Source organism: Agrobacterium sp., from assembly GCF_059499945.1.
In genome coordinates this window covers 107,013-127,134 of the sequence record NZ_JCABZP010000001.1, presented here as the reverse complement: position 1 = coordinate 127,134, position 20,122 = coordinate 107,013, and the positions used below count along the sequence as shown (strand labels likewise).

Here is a 20,122-nt window from a genome sequence, read left to right as displayed (position 1 = left end):
AGATATTTTGGGCTTCAGATTGCATACAATTTCTGCAATGAATCGAAAACAATCGATGTAAAATTGAGCAGGTCCGCACACGGGTTTCGGGTGCGCAGAAAAATATCATTTTACATCAATGGCTAAGCCGATTGGCACGCCTCCTGCATGACAAAGACGTCGCAGGAGAGTGTTTATGAGCAAAGCCGCAGCAATCGACATCGCTTCCGTATCCAAGATTTACGGCAACACCACCGCCGTGCATGCGATAAGCCTCAAGATACCGGCCGGGAGCTATTGCTGCCTGCTCGGCCCGTCGGGCTGCGGCAAGACCTCGACGCTCAGGATGATCGCCGGCCACGAGAGCATCTCCAGCGGTGATATCAGGCTCGGCAATACGGTCGTCACTGATCTGCCGCCCGCCAGACGCGGCACGGCGATGATGTTCCAGTCCTACGCGCTGTTTCCACATCTCGATCTCGTCGACAATGTCGCCTTCAGCCTCAAGATGAAGGGTGTGGACAAGGAAGCTCGCCGGGCGAAGGCGCTTGAGATGCTGCAGCTGATGCAGCTTGAGCCCTATGCCAACAGGCGTCCGGCCCAGCTTTCCGGTGGGCAGCAGCAGCGCGTGGCGCTGGCGCGTGCGCTGATCACCGATCCCGAGGCGCTGCTGCTGGACGAGCCGCTTTCGGCGCTCGATCCGTTCCTCAAAATCCGCATGCGCGCCGAATTGAAGAAGCTGCAGACCTCGCTCGGCATCACCTTCGTCCACGTCACCCACAGCCAGGAAGAGGCCATGGCGCTGGCCGATATCATCGTCGTCATGAATGACGGCCGTATCGAACAGTCAGCCACCCCGCGCGAGGTGTTCGAGCGTCCCGCCACCGCCTTCGTTGCCCGTTTCATGGGCGACCACAACGTTATTTCCGGGCGTTATCGGGAAAAATCAGATGATCTCGTCACGCTCGAAGTGGTGGGCGGCGGCACTTTCACAGCAAGCGGCGTCGCCCCCGATGACGGCGCAGTCGACATCGCCGTGCGCACCGACCGCGTCCGCGTCGGCGAAGCAGACCATCCGGGCCTCGGTTTCACCGGCATCGTCTCGAATGTCGAATATCGCGGCGCAAGCGTGAAGATCGCCGTAACCGGCGCGGGCATCGAGGATTTCAACGTCATCCTCAGCGATGCCGCCTTCTTCGAAAATCCGGTCAGGACCGGAGACGCCATACCGCTTTCATGGAATGCGGCCGATGCCATCGTGCTCGGCCGGGTAGAGAAGTGACCCCAAAAATAACCAGAGGAGAACTTTGAAATGACCGATACCACCAACAGCAAAAAGGGCCTGTCCCGCCGCGGCCTCCTGAAGGCGGGCGCAGCCGCCACGGGTGCCGCAATCGGCTCCGGCCTCATTACCGGCTTCCCGACCATCTGGGCGCAGAACCCGATCACCATTCGCCAGTTCGGCACCGGTGTGTCGAACCTCAACGCCATTGCCGAAAAGTGCAAGGCCGATCTCGGCATCACGCTCGAAATGACGGCGACGGATTCGGATGCCGCCGCCCAGCGCGCCGTCACCCAGCCGAATTCCTACGATATCGCCGATATCGAATACTGGATCCTGAAGAAGGTCTATCCGGCCGGCGTCATCCAGCCGATGGAAATCAAGAAGCTGAAATATTACGACAAGATCGTGCCGCTGTTCAAAAACGGCAAGCTGAAGCCAGACAGCGTCGTGGCGCAGGGCACGGCCCCGCACACCGTCGGTTTCGTCGAAAAGCCCGGCGACAAGACATTTGCGAAGGGCGAGACCGATTATTTCACCATGGTCCCGACCATCTACAATGCCGATACGCTCGGCATCCGCCCCGATCTCGTCGGCCGCGATATCTCCAGCTGGGCCGATATCATGGACCCGAAGTTCAAGGGCAAGACCTCCATTCTCAACATCCCCTCCATCGGCATCATGGATGCGGCGATGATCATGGAAGCCATGGGCAACATCAAATATGCCGACAAGGGCAACATGACCAAGGAGGAGATCGACAAGACCATCGACTTCCTCATCAAGGCGAAGAAGGACGGCCAGTTCCGCGCCTTCTGGAAGAGCTTCGACGAAAGCGTCAACCTCATGGCGTCGGGCGAAGTCATCATCCAGTCCATGTGGTCGCCCGCCGTCGCGGCGGTCCGTTCCAAGGGCATCGCCTGCAAATACCAGCCGCTGAAGGAAGGTTATCGCTCCTGGGGCGGCGGTCTTGGCCTTGCGAAGCACCTTTCGGGCGCGAAACTCGATGCGGCCTATGAATATATCAACTGGTACACCTCGGGCTGGGTCGGCGCTTACCTCAACCGTCAGGGTTATTATTCCGCCGCCATGGAAACGGCCAAGGAGCACATGACCGCCGACGAGTGGGGCTACTGGGTCGAAGGCAAGCCGGCGCAGGGCGATATCATCGCGCCCGACGGCAAGGTCATGGAAAAGGCCGGCGCGGTGCGCGATGGCGGCTCCTTCGAGGAACGCATGGGCAAGGTCGCGTGCTGGAACTCCGTCATGGATGAAGACCGCTACATGGTCCGCCGCTGGAACGAATTCATCGCGGCCTGATGTCCTGAAAAGACGGCGCCGGCGGTCAATGCCGCCGGTGCCTGCCCATAAACAGCGAAAGGCTTCATGATGGTGACGGTCAGACTCATCGGCGTCAGCGACAAAAAGGACAGGCCGCCCCGCAGCTTCGCGCTGCCGCAAAAGCTCGTGTCCTATGTTCAGGCCGCTCCGCTTTTGCTGATCCTCGGCTTTTTCCTGGCTCTGCCGATCCTCATGATCGCCGTCGTCAGCTTCTGGGATTACGATTTCGCCCAGATGTATCCGGATTTCGTGACGTTCAACTATCTGGAAACGCTCGGCTCCTGGGTCACCTGGCAGACCTATCTCAACACCCTGAAATATGCCGCCGTGGTCTGGGCCATCACGCTGTTCTGCGGTTTCTGGGTCGCCTATTTCCTCGCCTTCCACATCCGCACCACCACCATGCAGATGGTGCTCTTCCTCGTCTGCACCGTGCCCTTCCTGACGTCGAACATCATCCGCATGATTTCCTGGATTCCGGTGCTTGGGCGAAACGGCCTCGTCAACAGCGCCCTGGTCGGAACCGGTATCATTCCCGAACCGATCGAATGGCTGCTTTATTCGGATTTCGCCGTGGTGCTCGCCATGGTGCATCTTTATACGCTGTTCATGGTCACGCCGATCTTCAACACACTGATGCGTATCGACAAATCGCTGATCGAGGCGGCGCGGGATGCCGGCGCGACGGGCTGGCAGACGCTCAGCAACGTCATCATTCCGCTTGCCAAGCCCGGCATGGCCATCGGCAGCATCTTCGTCGTCACGCTGGTCATGGCCGATTTCTCCACGGTTCAGGTGATGTCCGGCGGTCAGAGCGCCTCGGTGGCGCTGATGATGAAGAACCAGATGTCGCTGCTGCAATATCCGGCCGCCGCTGCGAACGCCGTCATCCTGCTCATCCTCGTTCTTCTGATGGTCGCGGGCATCCTGCGCATCGTCGATATCCGCAAGGAGCTTTGATCCCATGCATCAGGAAAAACGCGGCCGCGAATTCTATATCCTCGCCTTCTTTTTCGCCCTCTTCGTGCTGTTTCTTTACGGTCCGCTGTCGGCCATCCTCATCCTCGCCTTTCAGGGGCCGAATGGCGGCCTGACTTTCCCGCTGAACGGCGTTTCGCTGCACTGGTTCGGCAATCTTTTCGAACAGCAGGCCGTCGGCGATTTCGGCGGCTCCTTCCGCCGTTCCTTCGCTCTCGGGCTGATGGTCATGGCCGTTACCGTGCTGGTCTCGCTGCTGGCGGGCCTTGCCTTCCGGCGCAAATTCATCGGTGCGACGCCGTTGTTCTATCTGTCGGTCGCAAGCCTGGTGGTGCCGTCGATCATCATTTCGCTCGGCATCGGCGTTCTGTTCCAGCAGCTCGGGCTGGAGCCGTCATGGTATACGTCCGCCTTCGGCGCGCATCTCACCTGGACGCTGCCCTTCGGCGTGCTCATCATGCTGGCCGTCTTCAACCGGTTTTCGCCGTCCTATGAGGAAGCGGCCCGCGATCTCGGGGCATCCTCCTGGCAGACCTTCGCCCATGTGGTGCTGCCGATGATCGCGCCGAGCCTGATCGGCGTCGGCCTCTTCGGCTTCACGCTTTCTTATGACGAGTTCGCCCGCACATTGATGACGTCAGGCACCTACAACACGCTGCCGCTGGAAATCTACGGCATGACCACCAATGTCACGACGCCGGTGCTTTATGCGCTCGGTGCTGTTACAACCCTGTTTTCCTTCCTGGTGATTGCGGCCACGCTCGGCCTGATCGTCACGCTCAATCGCCGCCATTCGCGCGGATAAAGAAACGTAAAATGCGCATTCTCGTCATCAATCCCAACACCACGCAATCCATGACCGCGACCATTGCCGACGCCGCGACGCGGATAGCCGGCCGCGATACGGACATACTGGCCGTCACCTCGTCCATGGGGCCTGTCTCCATCGAAGGTTATTACGACGAGGTTTTCGCCGTGCCCGGCCTGCTGCTGGAGCTGGCAAAGGCGCCGGCGCTTGGAGCCGACGCGGCGATCATCGCCTGTTTCGACGATACCGGGCTCGATGCGGCCCGCGCGCTCGCCGATATTCCCGTTATCGGCATCTGCGAGGCGGCGGTCTCCGCCACCGCCTTCATCGCGCAGAAATTCACCATCGTCACAACGATGGAACGCTCACGGCTGCCTCTGGAACATCTCGTCCACCGTTACGGCATGTCCGCCCGCTGCAACGTGCGCGCTGCCGATATTCCTGTCCTGTCGCTGGAAGATCCCGGCTCGAACGCCCGCGAAAGGCTGCGGGAGGAAATCTCGCTGGCGCTGAAAGAGGACAGGGCGGAGGCGATCGTGCTCGGTTGCGCCGGCATGGCCGACCTTGCCGCCGAACTGCGCGATGAATTCGGTGTACCGGTTGTCGATGGCGTCGCGGCGGCCGTCAAACAGGCGGAATCGCTGGTGTCGATGGGGTTATCAACCGCCAAGCGCGGCGCTTATGCCACGCCGCTCACCAAGCCCTATCGCGGATTGCTGGAGGCATTTCGGCCGGACAGGCTCTCCGGGCCATCGGCAGACGGCGGAGACGTTTTCGCCGCCTCCGTCCATAAAACGACGAAGGCGAGCTGATAGGCCAGATCGCGCTGGACATTCTGCAATGCCGGATCGCTCAGAACTATTCTTGATCCGTTTCTCATCAGCATGTTGAACCGCTCGGCCCTGGCAAGCATGGCCGTAACGTGAGCGCGGCTGATCCCGTACGCACGGGCGGCCGCCTTGCGGGAGAACGCGCAACCCGTCGCATCGCAAGCGCCTGTTTTCGCGGCCGACAGCAAGTCCAACAGGATGGGGAAACCGGGCGCATGCCCAAGGAACATCCGCATCTCCTCCGAAAGAAAAGACAAGTCCTGCGCGTGCCGCAGTGACCAGCTCACACCGTCGATAACGGCGTCTGTTCCGATAGCCTCTTCGTCTGATGCCTCCATTGCCGGGGAGATTCCCCATGGCGAAGCCGCGGTGAGATAGGCCGTGGCGAGCGTCTCGATTGCCGCAATGAGCCAGCCATTCAGGCTCCACGGCCGCTCGCGATTATCGCCGCCTGGCGGGTGCCGCTGCGCTGTATCTTCCAGTTCCAGCCAGTCGATCAATGCGCGTGTCCTGCGGCTGGATGCCCAGCCAGGTGGAACGACAACTGCCTGAACCGCCGCCAGCGTAAATTGCCCGCCATGAACAGATCCGAGGCCGACGGCGCACATGACGGTGGCGAAAGCGCCGAAGTCTCCGAACGCGCGGACGAGGCGCTGCTCCTGTTTGAAGACGGCCGATATGTGGGTGCAAAGATGGGTGACAGCATCACCAAAGGCGTCATCGTTCAGGATGCGGTTCGCAAGTAAGCCCAGCCTCTCTCGAAGCACGTCCGGCTGAGACCGGACGAAGTCCCTTTTGGGGTGCGTCTTTGAAACTGGAGCGCCTGCTTTTCCGGATACCTTTCTCCCGTGGTTTTTTGCTCTTCGCTACTTTATGGCGAATTCGAAAACGTGAGTTCTGCTCGCTGACGACGGCTGCTTGGGGCAGGCGTGACAGCCGAAAGGTTCCGCTCCGGAAGATGCGTGCATTTTGTTGCACTCCCCCGAGGCTCTGTTGCGCGGTATTAAAAAATACTCTCATAAATTGAATGTTAAGGGGCGCGTTAAAATGTGTTCCCTTTTGAGACGGTTTGCGAGGGTGGCGCTGACAAAGAAGTTATCTACTGTTTTTATTGCATAATTTAATGAAGCCGTGGATGCGAAATCTTTAGTCCATTTGCCGTGAATACAATCTTTGATGGTTGCTTTTTAGGCATTGACGACATCGCGAAAGATGCATCCGAAACCACATGACACCGGAATGTTACTGCCATGTCTCGAACGCGGTCGGCAGCGATGCCGGGCGGCGCGTAGAGCCCGTCATGCCTTTTATTCATCCCCGATTCTTCAGAGGAGGTTGAAATGATTCAACTTAAACATGTTGTTTTTGTTGGCCTTGCGGCCATCGCGATGCAATTCGATATCCCGTCCATGGGCCAGCCGGCCCTTGCGAACGCGGCAACCCTCACCGCCGAGCAGACGGCGGCTTTCCAGTCGAAACTGGAACAGGCGGAAGCGAGCCGCGAACTGCTCGGCCGCCGATCCGTGTGCCTGATGGAGCATCTGACGGCGCAACAGCAACTCAGCGCCGACCGCGAGAAGGCGCTGGGGCAGGCCATGTACCTGCAGATCGAGTTGGAGCGGCAGGTGGTGCAGTCCGAAACCAGCGTGAAGGGCTATGAGGAGCTGGTTCAGTCCGAGAGCGAGAACGTCAGGGCGCGTCAGGCCACCTTCGAAAAAGCCCGGAAGGAAATGGACGAGCAGGCCAAGCGAGTAAAAATATGCAGCGGCGTCCTCTTCTTCCTGCCGGGAATTTGCCAGGCGGGTGACGCGGCGGTCAAGGCGCTGGGCTGGATGAATGATGCGGAGAGGGAATACCGCACCGCGCAGCCGCGTCTGGACAATGCCCGGGCGGCTCTTGAAGGCGTTCGCAACCAGCTCGAAAACAATCGCCGCCAGCTTGCGGCGGCACAGCAGAGCCACTCGGAGAACGAGAAAGCGGTGAAAACTCTGGAGGAGCAGATCACCAAGCTCAAAGCGACGATCTCCACCATCAACGTCAAGGTTCAGGACTTCAACATTCAGGTCGGCAACTTCACCAGCGCTCTGAAGGAAGCGAGCGAGGTCAATCCTGACGACGCGAAAATACGTCAGGTTACGCGGCTCTCCACCGAGATCGACGGCCTGACCAAAGACGTGCCGCAGTTCATTTCCTCCACCGAGGCCGGACTGCCGGACGACGCGAAGAAGCAGTGCGGATCGTGAACGATCAATCCCATGACTCTCCGTAACCACCCATCAACAGGAGCATGAAAATGAACAATGTCGTGACTTTCGAAAGCCGGACCGCCCAGATCAACAGCGCAATCGACGCCGGCGTCGATGCGATCGTTTCGCAACCGAATTTCAGCCTTCCCAAGTCGGATACGGCGCTTGTCCGGTCCTATGTCGATAAGGTCCAGGGAACCTATGATGTCGAGCGCGCCAAGCGCGACACCGACAATGCGATTGATCTGCTTTACATCGCCTACAACACAACACCGCAGGAAAACGGCGATATTCGCGTCCGCATCAGCGCTATCATGAACAGGCTGATCACGTCGCAGCAGAAAAGCGAAATAGTCATGAAGAATGCGATGGAGGCGGCGACCCGCATCGGTCTGTCTATCGCCGATCTTTTCCCGGACTGGCTCGATGTCAGGGAAGAAAACGATCAGGCCGAAATAAAGGCATTCGTCTCCAACGATCTGATAAAGCTCGCAACGGGCATCCGGGATAGGGCGCTCAGCGTTCGAGACGAGCTTCTTGCCCTTGCTGCGACCTATGACGCCATCATCAGGGACACGGCCCAAACCACGGATATGAGCGAAACAGCCTTGAGCAAACGCCTCGCCGATAAAGCGGTGATGGAACGGGAAATCCGGGAGGCGGACGCACGACGGGAACAGCTTGAATCGCTTGTCAACGATCTCAAGGAACAGGTTGCGGCATTCGAAAAGAAGGCTCGGGAATATGAGCAGCGGGCCAATACGGCCGAGCAGCGTGCTTTTGTCATGTCGATCGTCCGGGTCGGCGCGCAGATGATTTCAAGCGCGATTCCCGCCATTGCCATGGTGGCAGGCGGTCCCGCCTCCATGCTGGCCTCGTCGGTTGGCGGCGCACTTTCAGGACAATCCAAGGCCGGACAGGATACGGACGGGCAGGGGCAGGGCGGCGGCTCCCGCACCCCGTCAGGCGGCGGAAGCAAGGCCGATGCGGCCGCCAAGCAGAGCGAGCTTTCCGAAAAGAAAGCCGAGCTTCGCAAGAGCGAGGAAAAACGCGACGCTCTGAAGGGAGATGTCAAGTCGCTCGAGGACGCCAAGGCAAAGCTTGCGGACGACGCGGAAAGCGCCGACCCCAAATCGAGCAAGGCCATCGAGCTTGCCGAACTCGATAAACGTCTGGCTGCACGCGCCGCGGAACTCAAGGCGCAGGAAGAAAAGATCGCCGCTCAGCAAACGGTTATTTCCAGCCTGCAGGCCTCGCTCGATGCTTTGGACAAGGGGCTGGGCAAGCTTTCCGAAGAGCAGCAGCAGCAGGCGGCCAGCCTGCGCGAAATCCAGATGCAGATGATCGACAAGGCGGAGGCCTATGAGAAGGAGCGCCGTACCCAGGCGGCCGAGCTCATCAGGATCAACGCCCTCCTGAAGGGAAAGCAGGCAGAGGATGACAAGATCAAGCTTGCGGTGCAATCGCTCAATGTCAGCATTTCGGCGCTGAAACGCATGAAGGAAATCGTTGAAGAAATAGCCTTCTTCTTCAAGGGCTTCGCCGATTTCATGCAAGCGGTTGCAGATGATGCCCAGCATCAGATCACCGGCATTGAAAATGTCGCCGGGCAGGAGACGCTGCGAAAGAACCGCTTCGCGCAGCTCATCCGTTCTGTCGACGAGTTCTTCGTCAGGCAAACCGCCCAGTGGCACGCGGTGGTGATCGTCTCCGACCGCTTCAACCGCAGCTTTGCCGAAGGATGGTCGAAGCTGAACAAGTTGCAGGGCGGATATATCGACAGTGCCAATCTGCCGGCCTATCTGGCAGGTGTCGCGGAGAAGCTCTCGGCCATCGTCGCCGAACGCGAGGCCGCTGCGGACGCAAAAATCGCGTCGCTGCAGGCCTATCGTCAGGATCTGAGCAAGACCGCCTGATCCCCTGAGACCCTGCCGTTCCCTTTCCGGCCCGGCAGGAAGCGCATCCATGGTCTCAGCCGGAATCGTCCCCCTTGGCATGGATCATGGGCATGTCCTGCCGGCGCATATGCCGGCAGGACGGCCGCCGGAACTTCGACATTCACCAAATCAACGACGGGCACCGGGCCGCCATCGAAGCGCGCCATGCCGCGTCATTTTCAGAAAGGAGAAGACCATGCCGACAGTCAACAACCCTCCCGTTTTGGTGCCTCAGGACACCCCCGCCTGGTGCTTTGCCGCCGTCGAGCAGATGGTGCGGGCCTATCGCGGGCTTCCTGCGGCCACCCAATACGACATTGCGAGACGCAATACCGCAGCGCTCGCGACCGTCGATCCACAGGTTCAGGAACGCTGGGAGCTGGCGCAGGTTCTGGATCAATCCGCCGGCATCCTTGAACTGGGCGGGGCAAATCCGAACAGCAATATCGTCAAGCTGGTGTCCAGCCAGTGGAACGCCTTCGATCACACCACGACCGGCGGCCATTTCGTCAACGGTCTGACGGCCGATATCGTCAGGAGCGAGATCGATAACAACCGCGTCTTCGTGATCGGAACCGAATACCACTATTACCTCGTCTACGGCTACACCGTGAACGGCAAGGATCTCGAACTGCATATTCTCGACCCATGGCCGGCCGGGAGGGGCGGCGCCAGAACGCGCCTCGGCCTGCAGGAGTTTTTGGGCATGCCGGCCCGCGTCGCCATCACCTTCGGTTAGGCCGGCAAGCCGAACACTAACCGCATTCCCATCGATTGCCGGAGATATCCCGGCACCCAATCAACACAGAATCCCACCATGCGATCCCGCACGTCAACGTCCGGAAACAGGTGGCTCATGTCCCAAAAAAGGAGACAAACATGCCAATTCTCAGCAATTTCGTGGTCAAGCATATCCGGCCCTTTGGTGAAGCGGGCTATGATGCTTTCGGCAATGCGCAGACCATCGAATTCCTCTCAAGCCTCGGCCTCAGCACGGGGGATATCACCAATATCTTCGCGGCATGGCGTCTGGCGGCCCTGGCCGATCCCGTCGGCGAGAGCAATCTTCTCGTTGCGGCAGCCAATGCGCTGGCGCAGGCGCGATGGGAGAACCTCTATGAGACCCAGATGAGCACGGTGCTGTTCCTCGATGATGTCCAGCTTGAATCCCTCAGCCATCTCGAGCCCGGTCCGAACCGCAACTTTTCGTGGCGGTCGCCGACCCCCATCGCCGCCGCGGTGACCATCCACAACGGCAGCAACAGGCATCACATCATCTGGGAGGCAACGGGTTTTTCCGGCGGCACGGATGAAAATGGCTGGATTTCGCACTTCACCGACTTATTGCCGACCGAGCGATAGGCCCTTCGTCGAATAATCGCCAGACGACGCCGGAAACTTCTCGCAACTTTCCGGCGTCCCTGCCGCCAGCCCCTTCATATCCCTGTCATAATGGTGTCTGATACCAAAACCGTCTTGAGGCCGATATGTGTTGACGAATAGCCGTTGCACGCAGGGAGTTCTTTCGTGAAATCGTCAACACGAACCATAGAGACCGAAGTGCGCAGCCAGAGACACGGCACGCCCGGCGAGGTTTTTGCGGCCTTCCTGAAGCTCGGCGTCACCTCTTTCGGCGGCCCCATCGCCCATCTTGGTTATTTTCGCGATGAACTGGTTGTGCGGCGCAAATGGATCGATGAGGCCGGTTACGCCGATCTCGTGGCGCTGTGCCAGTTTCTGCCCGGCCCGGCCTCCAGCCAGGTGGGGTTTGCGCTTGGGCTGTTGCGCGCAGGTCCGCTCGGCGCGCTGGCGGCCTGGACGGCATTCACATTACCATCCGCCATTCTCCTCCTTCTCTTCGCCATGGTTGCCGCCTCCATTGATGGGCCGGTCGGCACCGGCCTCCTGCATGGGCTGAAAATCGTCGCCGTCGCCGTCGTGGCGCAGGCGGTCTGGGGTATGGCGAAAAGCCTCGCGCCGGATCGTGAACGCGCCAGCATCGCGCTGGCCGGCATCGTCTGCGTGGTGTTTGTCGCCGGCGCCTTCGGGCAGGTTCTGGCGCTTGCCATTGGGGCCGTTGCCGGGCTGGTCTTCTGTCGTTCCGATGCCGCGGGGCAGGCCACCCATCTCGCCTTCCGGGTGCCCAAAAGCGTCGGATACGTAGCGCTTGCCGCCTTCGCCCTGCTTCTCGCCCTCCTGCCGCTGCTTGCGGCTGCGGCAGCTTCACAGGGCCTCTCCTTGTTCGACGCCTTTTATCGCGCCGGTGCGCTGGTTTTCGGCGGCGGCCACGTGGTGCTGCCGCTGCTGCAATCGGAAGTCGTCGCCACAGGCTGGGTCACGGAAGATGCCTTTATCGCGGGTTATGGCGCAACCCAGGCCGTGCCCGGTCCGCTCTTCACCTTCGCCGCCTATCTCGGTGCGGTGGTGGGGCCGCAGCCCAACGGTGTTGCGGGCGCGGCGATCGCCCTTGTTGCGATCTTCCTTCCCGGCATGCTGCTGCTCGTCGGCGCGCTGCCCTTCTGGGAAGGGTTCCGCAAGCACCTTCTGGCGCAGGCTGCCATGCGTGGCGCAAATGCCGCCGTCGTCGGCATTCTTGGCGCGGCGCTTTATGATCCGGTCTGGACAAGCGCCATCTTCACCCCGAAGGATTTCGCCCTGGCGCTGACAGGCTTCATCCTGTTGACGATCTGGAAAACACCGCCATGGGCCGTGGTGGTCCTCTGCGCGGCCGGCGGCGTTCTACTTGCCTTGATATAGTCGTCATACTGCGGTGCCCATGGTCTCGAACATCCAGCCGGAAAAGGCCTGCATGGCGGGTGTGGGCGGTTTCGACTGCAGCCGGGTCAGCCAATAGCTTCCGAGCGAAATGGTAACCGGAAAAGGCTGGATGATTGCACCGGAGGCGAGATGCCGCGAAAACATCGATGGCGGCGCCAGCGCCACGCCGAGCCCCTGCAGGGCGGCTTCCATCATGCCCAGAGACGTGTCGAAAACAATGCCTGCATTCACCTGTGCTGCAGGCGTTATGCCGGCGGCCGCAAACCAGTTGCTCCATTCATCGGCCCTGTAGCTGCGCAGCAGCGTCGTTTCCATCAGATCGGCGGGCGTTTTCAGCGTCTCCGCCAGTTTCGGGGTGCAGAGTGGGGAAAGAGGCGCCTCGAATAGTCGAAAGGCATCCGTGCCGTGCCAGGAGCCCTGGCCGAAACGGATGGCGAAATCCAGCCCTTCAGCCGCCATATCGACGCGGTTGTTATTGGTGGAAACCCGCACATCGATGAAGGGATGCTGCTTTTGAAACGCCTGCAGCCGTGGCAGCAGCCAGCCCACGGCAAAGGTTCCCACGACACCCAGAAACAGCAGCTCGCGCACCTGTCCGGCCTCAATCCGGTCGAGCGTCGTCGCCATCTGGTCGAAGGAGCTGGTCACCGTCGGCAGCAGGGCCTCACCTTCGGCGGTAATTTTCAGCCCGCGTGGAAGCCGCTGAAACAGCGCAACCCCCAGCCGCTTTTCCAGCCCCTTCACCTGCTGGCTCACAGCCGCCTGCGTCACGCACAGTTCGATGGCCGCGCGGGTGAAGCTCAGGTGCCGGGCGGATGCTTCAAAGGCCCGCAAGCCGTTCAGGGGAAGAAATTGCCGAACCATTCAAGACCTAGATTTTCTTGTGTCTCTTCCGAGATATCATGATTTGTTCGTGCAATGTAGGGCGGTTAAACGTTTTTCGCTGGGGATGGCGAACAAGCCGAAAATCCACTCAAGGTTTTGGAGAATGCGAAAGATGAAACTTAATCGCAGACATATCGCACTGGCTGCGTTGCTCTCGACGAGCCTGTTCACGCAGGCCTTTGCCGCCGATGAAACGAGGCTGAAAGCGATAGCGGATGCCGCGATCAAGCCGGTCATGGAGAAGAACGGCATCCCCGGTCTTGCCGTTGGTATCAGCATTGATGGTCAGAGCCACATCTTCACCTATGGCGTCATGTCCGAAAGCACGAATGAGCCCGTGACCCCGCAGACGCTGTTCGAACTCGGCTCCATCTCCAAGACATTCACCGTCACGCTCAGCACCTATGCCGAGATAAACGGCCAGCTCTCGCTTTCCGGCAAGGTTGAAGATTATCTTCCCTCCATGAAGGGCAAGCCTTTCGGCAATGTCGGGCTGATGCATCTCGGCACCCACACCGCCGGCGGCTTTCCGATTCAGGTGCCCGACAACATCAAGACGGAACAGCAGTTGCTGGCCTATCTGAAGGCCTGGAAACCCTCCTACAAGCCTGGAACGCACCGAACCTACGCCAATCCCAGCATCGGAATGCTGGGATACATTACCGCAAAAGCCATGGGCCAGAGCTTTGATGTCGTCATGCAGGACACGTTGTTCCCCGCGCTCGGTCTGAAGAACACCTTCACCGTAGTGCCCAAGGCAAAGATGGTCGACTACGCACAAGGTTATAAGCGAACCGGCGAACCGGCCCGCATGACGCCCGCCATTCTTTCATCCGAGGCCTACGGCGTCAGATCGACAGCGCAGGACATGATCCGCTTCGTCAACGCCAATATGGGTCTGGAAAAGCTGGATGGAAAAATCCAGCAGGCGCTCACCAACACCCATACGGGATATTTCAGCGTCGACGCCATGACGCAGGATATGGTCTGGGAGCAATATGCCCATCCAACGCCGCTGAAGACGCTGCGAGAGCTGAACTCCGGCGCCTTGCTCAAGACCGTTCCGGTCTCCGAAATCTCGCCGCCCATGAAGCCGCGTCAGGATGTCTTCATCAACAAGACCGGCTCCACCAATGGTTTCGGCGCCTATGTGGCGTTCATCCCCAGCCAGAAATTGGGCATCGTCATTCTGGCCAATAAAAACTATCCCAACGAGGAGCGGGTTTCCGCTGCCTATGAGATCATGACGGCGCTTGAAAAAGCGCAATAAGACCGTCCGTCGATCTGGTGCTTTTTACTGGCGCGGGAGCCGATTTTTCCGCGCCGGAATGCGTAACAGTGGGTAACACGCCGTTGCCGATGACAGAGGCAGGCAATCGCGCTAACGGAGAAAAGATGCGCCGGCTGCCGATTCGATCTCGGTTACACGCGCAAATCATAAAAGCAAATCTCTGCGCGGCTACGGACTGAAACGGGAAAACCCGGGAAGCGCGTGCCGGCTGTTTCCTGGGGGGACGACATGAGCGATACCGGTGGTTATTTTCCGCGCTGGCGACTGAAAACCGAAGGGCGCATCCTGCCCGATGAGCGGCTGCCTGCGGGACAGACAGCGGTGCTCGGTCTTCAGCATGTCGTGGCGATGTTCGGTTCCACGGTTCTTGCGCCGCTGATCATGGGGTTCGATCCGAATGTCTCGATCCTGTTTTCGGGTATCTCGACGCTCATTTTCTTCATTGCCGTCGGCGGTCGTGTGCCGAGCTATCTCGGCTCCTCCTTTGCCTTCATCGGGCCCGTGCTTGTGGCAACGGGTGCAGCCGCGGGTGCGGCAAGTCCTGATATCGCGCTGGCACTCGGCGGCATCATCGCCGCCGGTGTGCTCTATGCGCTGATCGGCGTCATCGTCATGATCGCTGGCCATAACTGGATCGAAAAGCTGATGCCGCCGGTTCTGACCGGCGCGATCGTTGCGGCAATCGGTCTCGTTCTCGCCCCCATTGCGATCGCAAGCGCTTCCGGCTCCGGCCCCGGCAACCCCGATGGCGACCAGCTGTCGCGCTGGATTGCGATCCTGACTGTCACATCGGTCGGTGCGATTGCTGTCTATGCCCCCGGCATGGCGCGCCGTTTGCCCATTCTTCTCGGCGGCGCGATTGCCTATCTCGCTTATCTCGTGCTCGCCAACGGCTTCGGCTTTGGCAAGTCTGTCGACTTCTCGGGCGTGGCGGCTGCACCGTGGTTCGGATTGCCGACATTCACCGCACCGGTGTTTTCAGGATCCGCGATTGCGCTGATCGCACCGGTCGTCGTCATTCTGGTGGCGGAAAATCTCGGACATATCAAGGCGATAGGCGCGATGACCGGGCAGAACCTTGATCGTTATCTCGGCCGCGCCTTTATCGGCGACGGCATTGCGACGATGTTTTCAGGCGCCTTCGGCGGAACCGGCATGACGACCTATGCCGAAAACATGGGCGTCATGGCGATAACCCGCATTTTCTCGACGCTCGTCTTCATCGTTGCCGCACTGGTTGCCATCATTCTCGGCTTCTCTCCGAAATTCGGTGCGCTCATTCAGACTATACCGGGGCCGGTCATCGGCGGCCTTTCCGTCGTGGTCTTCGGCCTCATCGCGGCGACCGCCGGACGGATCTGGGTTGAAAACAAGGTCGATTTTTCCGAACCCCGCAACCTCATCACCGTGGGTATTGCGCTGGTATTGGGCGCGGGCAACTTCAAGCTTAATGTCGCCGGCTTCACGCTTGATGGTATCGGCACGGCAACAATTGGGGCGATTGCCTTTTACCACCTGCTGGGCCTTGGCAGGCCGGCGTCGGACAAGTGATTGCCTGCCGCCTGAACATCCACCATCTAAAGAGGCAGCATCGGTTTTCCGATGCTGCCGGAATTTATCGGTCAAGCCCCGTCACAACATGCGCGGAAGCACATCGGTCGGGCCGCGCCTGTCCATGAGCCTGTGTTTGAGAGCACCCAGCACATGAAGGCCGATCAGGATCAGAATTGCGTAAGCGCCGTATCGATGCAGCGTTTGGAAAATCACGAAGGCGCTGTCGTTTTTGGGAAGCAGCTCCGGCAGATGTGAAATTACGAAAAACGGTACCCCGTCGCTCTCAGAAAAACTGCTGGACAGCGAATATCCGAGCAGCGGCACAAGGAAAGTCAACAGGATCAGGAGCTTGTGTACCGCATGGGAGAGAATTCTCTCCCATGGCGCCAGAGCCGCTGGCGCTGAAGGCATGATCTGCCTGTAGCGCCAGCGAAGCGCCAGATGAACGAGGGCAAGCAGCCAGACCAGAACACCGAACTGTTTATGGTTGGGATAAAAGATCGAGGCGGTGGCCATGTCGCTTTCCGGCAATCGCGTCATGTACCAGCCGGATGCGATAAGCCCGATGATGAGCGCCGCCCTTACCCAATGCAGACAGCGTATCGGCAGGGGATATTTTACGGCTCGGCTCTCATTGATGATGTGTGACATCGCAATATCTCCTTGATCGAGGTCCATTCGGCCCGATTGATTTTGGCGAATGATGAAAAGACGGGCTCAGTGGCCCGCCTTCACATTTTTCAGGGCAAAGAAGACCGCTGCCGAAAGCAGACCGATCAAGGTTCCCGCCGCGGTCAGCAGAACCGCATGCGCCTGTGAAAAGGCGCTCTTGCCGGCGGTTACCAGAGCTGCCGCGAGGTCTTGCGGCAATTTTCCCGCCAACACGTAGGTATCGCCGATCGAGTGGCTTGCCGCGTCGGCCAGTTGTGGCGGAATGCCGGCCGGCAGCACCAGCGCCCCCATGTAGATCGCCGATAGCGCCACGCCAAAGAAAGTGATGCCGAGGCCCGCGCCGAGTTCGTAACCCGTTGCCTCCAGGGAGCCGGCAGCGCCCGCCTTTTCAGCCTCAACTGCGCCCATGATGGCAATCGACGAGGCGGTCAGGCCGATGCTGAGGGATAGGCCGAGCAATGTCAGGCATGCCGGCACGGCGAGGCCCGGATCATGGAAATCGGACTGCGCCAGCGTCACAAGGCAGGCGGCTGCAACAAGAAGCGAGGCGCTCGCAACCGCCCGAAGGCCGAGACGGTTCGACAGGAAGCCGGCAACCGGGCCGCCAACGGCCGCCGCGACCATGATGGGCAGCATGAAGAGGCCGGCCTGCAGCGGCGACTTGCCGAGGACGAACTGCAGCTCCTGCGCAAGCGTAAGCTCGACGCCCGCAAGCGCTCCGGCGGTGACGACGGCCATGCCGACACCCGTGACGATGGCCGGGCGGGAAAAGAGCGTCACGTCAAGCATGGGTTCTGCGACGGAGAGCTGGTTGCGAACGAAGATTGCAAGGGCAGTCGCGCCGATCAGAAGGGCCAGTCCGACGATTGCGAACGGCTCTTTACCGCTGAAACCGGTTTTGGCGGCAAAGACCAGTCCGATGATCCCCACGATCAAAAGCAGGGCCTGGCTTATCTGCCATTTGCCCGGAGAGAGGATTTCCTTTTCCGGGAGGATGAAGGCGATGATCGGCATGATCACAAGCACCACGGGAACATTGATGAGGAAGACCGATCCCCACCAGAAATGCTCGAGAAGGGCGCCGCCCACCAGCGGGCCGACCGCCGCACCCGCTGCGCCGACCGTTCCCCAAAGGCCGAGCGCCATGGCGCGCTCGCCCGGATCTTCGAATGTGCGCCTGATGATGCCGAGCACGCAGGGCATGATCATCGACGCGCCAAATGCAAGCAGGATGCGTCCGGCGATCAACATCGACGGCGTAAGCGAAAACGCCGCCACGACGGAGGCGAGGCCAAAAACGAACAGGCCCGTCAGCAGCATTTTCCTGTGGCCGATCCTGTCGGCGAGGGTGCCCATCGGCACCAGCAAACCGGCCATGAGCAGCGAATAGATATCGATGATCCACAGGACCTGTGTGGTCGATGCCTGCAGCGCAAGCGTCAGCGACGGCACGGCGATATGCAGGATCGTCATGTCGAGAACGACAGGCAGAAATGCCAGCATGACCGCAATGAGAATGATCCACCGGTGCGCATGAAGCGGCGAGGGCGGGGGGACGTGGTTCGGGTCGAAAGACACCGTCATTGTTTTCACCATCAAAATGCCAGATCGCGGCAGTGAGACGTCGCTGTTGCGGCGGCGACTACTTCCGCAGCCTGAACGCTACCGGCTGCGCTTTGTGGTTTCATGGAGGAAGTGTGGAGAATGTGTGGAGATGGGCGGCAACCGGCAGCGGGCGCTGGTTGCGGTCAGGACACTGGCTGACCGAGCGAAATTTCGAACATGGCGCCGCCTTTTTCAGATGGCGCATAACGTATCTTGCCGCCGTGAGCCTCCACGATTGCGCGAACGACGGAAAGGCCGAGCCCGTTGCCGCTCTCTTCCGTCAAGCCGGTCTGGCTACCCCTTCGAAACGGTTCGAAGGCGCAAGGAGCGATATCACCGTCAAGCCCGGGCCCTTCGTCCGTGACCCGCAAGACCGTGACACGGTTTTCAACGCCAAGGCTTATGTCGATCGCGCCGCCCAGGGCGTAACGGCGCGCATTGGTGATGAGCGCAAGGAGGGCCTGTCGAATGCGCATGGTATCGGCCCGCACCACCATATCGGAGAGGTGAAGCCGAAGCTCGAAACCTTCCTGCCTCAATTCCTGTTCCAGCACGGCGGCAAGCTGCTCTATTTCTTCCTTCAGCCGCACGGGTTCGATACGCAGCTCGAGATGGCCGCTATCGGCAAGTGTGACGGTGCGCAGATCCTCGACAAGCCGGGCAAGGGAATCCACCTGCAGCACGAGACCCTGAAGCGACGTCTCATCCGGTTCGAACACACCGTCGATCATGCCGCGCAGTTGACCTTTGAGGATAGTGAGCGGCGTGCGCAACTCGTGGGCAATGGTTGCATTCCAGAGCTTCATATCCGCCGCCATATCCTCCAGACGCTGGGCCATGGCGTTGAAGTCCTCGACGAGATGGGCTGTCTCTCCCAAAGAATGATCACCCGGCAGGGCGCGCGCCGAAAGATCGCCGTCCTTGATGCGTCTCGCGCTGTGGGCGAGGGATTCGAGCGGCTGCAGAATGCGCCGGGTCAAGCGGACGGAGGCGATGGCGGCAACGATGAGGGCGATGAAGATCAGGGCGGAGAGGATGATGAAATCAACGCCCGTCAGCCAGTTGTCCTCGCTTTCAGACCAGGGATAAAAATAGAAGATGATGCTGAAGGCGATGTAGGTGCCGAAAAAGACCACCAGGCCGGCAATCACCGTCATTGATGACATGGCCAGCAATATTTGGCGGCTGAGGCCTTTTTTCAGCATCATGGCTCGACCGCCAGACGATAACCGACACCTCGAATGCTGGCCAGCATGCCTTCGCCACCGGCCTGCTCGAGTTTCTTGCGCAGTTTGCTCAAGTGGCTGTCTATCGTGCGGTCCAGCGCATCCGAACCGGGCAGGCAGGCATCGACCAGCTCGCCGCGTGTAAAGGCCTTGGTCGGCGTGCGCGCAAGATGCGCCAGCAGCCTGAATTCGGTCAATGTCAGCGACAGGCGAATGGTGGCATCGTCTTTTTCGATCTTTGCCTCGTAGCTGTCGAGATCGATGGTCAGGTTGCCGACCCGAACGACGGCGCCCGCCTGCCTGAGCCCCGCGCGCCGCAGCACCGCCTTTGCCCGTGCGACAACTTCGATGGGATTGAACGGCTTGACGATGTAGTCATCCGCCCCGATGCGCAGCCCCTGAAGACGATCAACATCCTTGTCCAGTGCTGTGACCATGATGACGGGCGTATGGCCGCGCCTTTGTATCTCCGCCAGAACCTCCCAGCCATCCAGCCGCGGCATGGAGACATCCGCCAGCACGATATCTGGTTTCAGGGCGCGATGAAGTTCCAGCGCCACCTTGCCGTCACGGGCATGCACGGTGCGGAAACCTTCGCGGGTAAAATAGGCTTCGAGAATGCCGGCGATCTTCATGTCGTCTTCAGCGATCAAAACTAGTTCTGCCATCGTCTTCAAACTCCTTGATACATCCATGCCACCGAACGGCCA

General features: G+C 59.9%; 19 protein-coding genes. 13 read left to right on the top strand and 6 right to left on the bottom strand.

The window, feature by feature from the left end; translation table 11 throughout:
* The first annotated feature begins 175 nt into the window (after nt 1-175).
* The 5 genes from AC5I5B_RS00580 (at nt 176) to AC5I5B_RS00560 (ending at nt 5,200) form a co-directional block, all read left to right on the top strand.
* The gene (locus AC5I5B_RS00580) at nt 176-1,261 is read left to right on the top strand and encodes an ABC transporter ATP-binding protein (protein ID WP_112958715.1); all 1,086 of its coding nucleotides are present in this window, start codon (nt 176-178) and stop codon (nt 1,259-1,261) included.
* Nucleotides 1,262-1,291: 30 nt separating this feature from the next.
* Complete coding sequence (locus AC5I5B_RS00575) at nt 1,292-2,581, top strand: ABC transporter substrate-binding protein (RefSeq protein ID WP_059758747.1); 1,290 nt, start codon at nt 1,292-1,294, stop codon at nt 2,579-2,581.
* A 69-nt stretch (nt 2,582-2,650) separates the two neighbouring features.
* Nucleotides 2,651-3,562 (top strand): ABC transporter permease, encoded by a 912-nt coding sequence (locus AC5I5B_RS00570; protein ID WP_003508215.1) that lies wholly within the window; start codon nt 2,651-2,653, stop codon nt 3,560-3,562.
* A gap of 4 nt (nt 3,563-3,566) precedes the next feature.
* Nucleotides 3,567-4,385: an ABC transporter permease gene (locus AC5I5B_RS00565; RefSeq protein ID WP_004432890.1), complete on the top strand. Its 819-nt coding sequence runs from the start codon at nt 3,567-3,569 to the stop codon at nt 4,383-4,385.
* Nucleotides 4,386-4,396: 11 nt separating this feature from the next.
* Entirely contained in the window at nt 4,397-5,200 is an 804-nt protein-coding gene (locus tag AC5I5B_RS00560) for an aspartate/glutamate racemase family protein (RefSeq protein ID WP_112958714.1), read from the top strand.
* On the opposite strand, the gene AC5I5B_RS00555 is transcribed toward AC5I5B_RS00560, so the two are convergent.
* Nucleotides 5,092-5,718, bottom strand: a complete 627-nt coding sequence (locus AC5I5B_RS00555; protein ID WP_112958713.1) for a hypothetical protein — start codon at nt 5,716-5,718, stop codon at nt 5,092-5,094. The genes AC5I5B_RS00560 and AC5I5B_RS00555 overlap by 109 nt on opposite strands.
* Nucleotides 5,719-5,796: 78 nt before the next feature.
* On the opposite strand from AC5I5B_RS00555, the gene AC5I5B_RS00550 reads away from it, so the two are divergent.
* From AC5I5B_RS00550 to chrA, 6 genes are all read left to right on the top strand, one after another.
* A complete protein-coding gene (locus AC5I5B_RS00550) occupies nt 5,797-5,964 on the top strand; it encodes a hypothetical protein (RefSeq protein WP_155272865.1) in 168 nt (55 codons plus the stop codon).
* Nucleotides 5,965-6,558: 594 nt separating this feature from the next.
* On the top strand, nt 6,559-7,461 hold the full coding sequence (locus tag AC5I5B_RS00545) for a hypothetical protein (RefSeq protein WP_112958712.1): 903 nt from the start codon (nt 6,559-6,561) through the stop codon (nt 7,459-7,461).
* A gap of 50 nt (nt 7,462-7,511) precedes the next feature.
* A complete protein-coding gene (locus tag AC5I5B_RS00540; RefSeq protein ID WP_112958711.1) occupies nt 7,512-9,380 on the top strand; it encodes a tyrosyl-tRNA deacylase in 1,869 nt (622 codons plus the stop codon).
* A 217-nt stretch (nt 9,381-9,597) separates the two neighbouring features.
* The gene (locus tag AC5I5B_RS00535) at nt 9,598-10,140 is read left to right on the top strand and encodes a hypothetical protein (protein ID WP_111781190.1); all 543 of its coding nucleotides are present in this window, start codon (nt 9,598-9,600) and stop codon (nt 10,138-10,140) included.
* A gap of 140 nt (nt 10,141-10,280) precedes the next feature.
* Complete coding sequence (locus AC5I5B_RS00530; protein WP_087745469.1) at nt 10,281-10,763, top strand: hypothetical protein; 483 nt, start codon at nt 10,281-10,283, stop codon at nt 10,761-10,763.
* 165 nt (nt 10,764-10,928) lie between these two features.
* Nucleotides 10,929-12,158, top strand: a complete 1,230-nt coding sequence (chrA, locus tag AC5I5B_RS00525) for a chromate efflux transporter (protein ID WP_111798448.1) — start codon at nt 10,929-10,931, stop codon at nt 12,156-12,158.
* Nucleotides 12,159-12,161: 3 nt separating this feature from the next.
* Here the strand turns inward: chrA and AC5I5B_RS00520 are convergent, their stop codons facing one another.
* Complete coding sequence (locus AC5I5B_RS00520) at nt 12,162-13,043, bottom strand: LysR family transcriptional regulator (protein ID WP_099086931.1); 882 nt, start codon at nt 13,041-13,043, stop codon at nt 12,162-12,164.
* A gap of 133 nt (nt 13,044-13,176) precedes the next feature.
* Here AC5I5B_RS00520 and ampC point away from each other — a divergent pair, with 133 nt between their 5' ends.
* Nucleotides 13,177-14,334, top strand: a complete 1,158-nt coding sequence (gene ampC, locus AC5I5B_RS00515; RefSeq protein ID WP_112958710.1) for a class C beta-lactamase — start codon at nt 13,177-13,179, stop codon at nt 14,332-14,334.
* A 249-nt stretch (nt 14,335-14,583) separates the two neighbouring features.
* A complete protein-coding gene (locus tag AC5I5B_RS00510) occupies nt 14,584-15,906 on the top strand; it encodes a solute carrier family 23 protein (RefSeq protein ID WP_111785143.1) in 1,323 nt (440 codons plus the stop codon).
* Between the two features lie 81 nt (nt 15,907-15,987).
* On the opposite strand, the gene AC5I5B_RS00505 is transcribed toward AC5I5B_RS00510, so the two are convergent.
* The 4 genes from AC5I5B_RS00505 to AC5I5B_RS00490 all read right to left on the bottom strand — a co-directional run bounded on the left by AC5I5B_RS00505 (nt 15,988) and on the right by AC5I5B_RS00490 (nt 20,080).
* Nucleotides 15,988-16,560, bottom strand: a complete 573-nt coding sequence (locus AC5I5B_RS00505; RefSeq protein WP_080864989.1) for a cytochrome b — start codon at nt 16,558-16,560, stop codon at nt 15,988-15,990.
* A gap of 66 nt (nt 16,561-16,626) precedes the next feature.
* Nucleotides 16,627-18,165, bottom strand: a complete 1,539-nt coding sequence (locus tag AC5I5B_RS00500) for an MFS transporter (protein ID WP_060723478.1) — start codon at nt 18,163-18,165, stop codon at nt 16,627-16,629.
* Between the two features lie 164 nt (nt 18,166-18,329).
* Nucleotides 18,330-19,394 (bottom strand): ATP-binding protein, encoded by a 1,065-nt coding sequence (locus AC5I5B_RS00495; protein WP_060723477.1) that lies wholly within the window; start codon nt 19,392-19,394, stop codon nt 18,330-18,332.
* A complete protein-coding gene (locus AC5I5B_RS00490; RefSeq protein ID WP_003508238.1) occupies nt 19,391-20,080 on the bottom strand; it encodes a response regulator in 690 nt (229 codons plus the stop codon). Before AC5I5B_RS00490 ends, AC5I5B_RS00495 begins: the two co-directional genes overlap by 4 nt.
* Between the last annotated feature and the right edge of the window lie 42 nt (nt 20,081-20,122).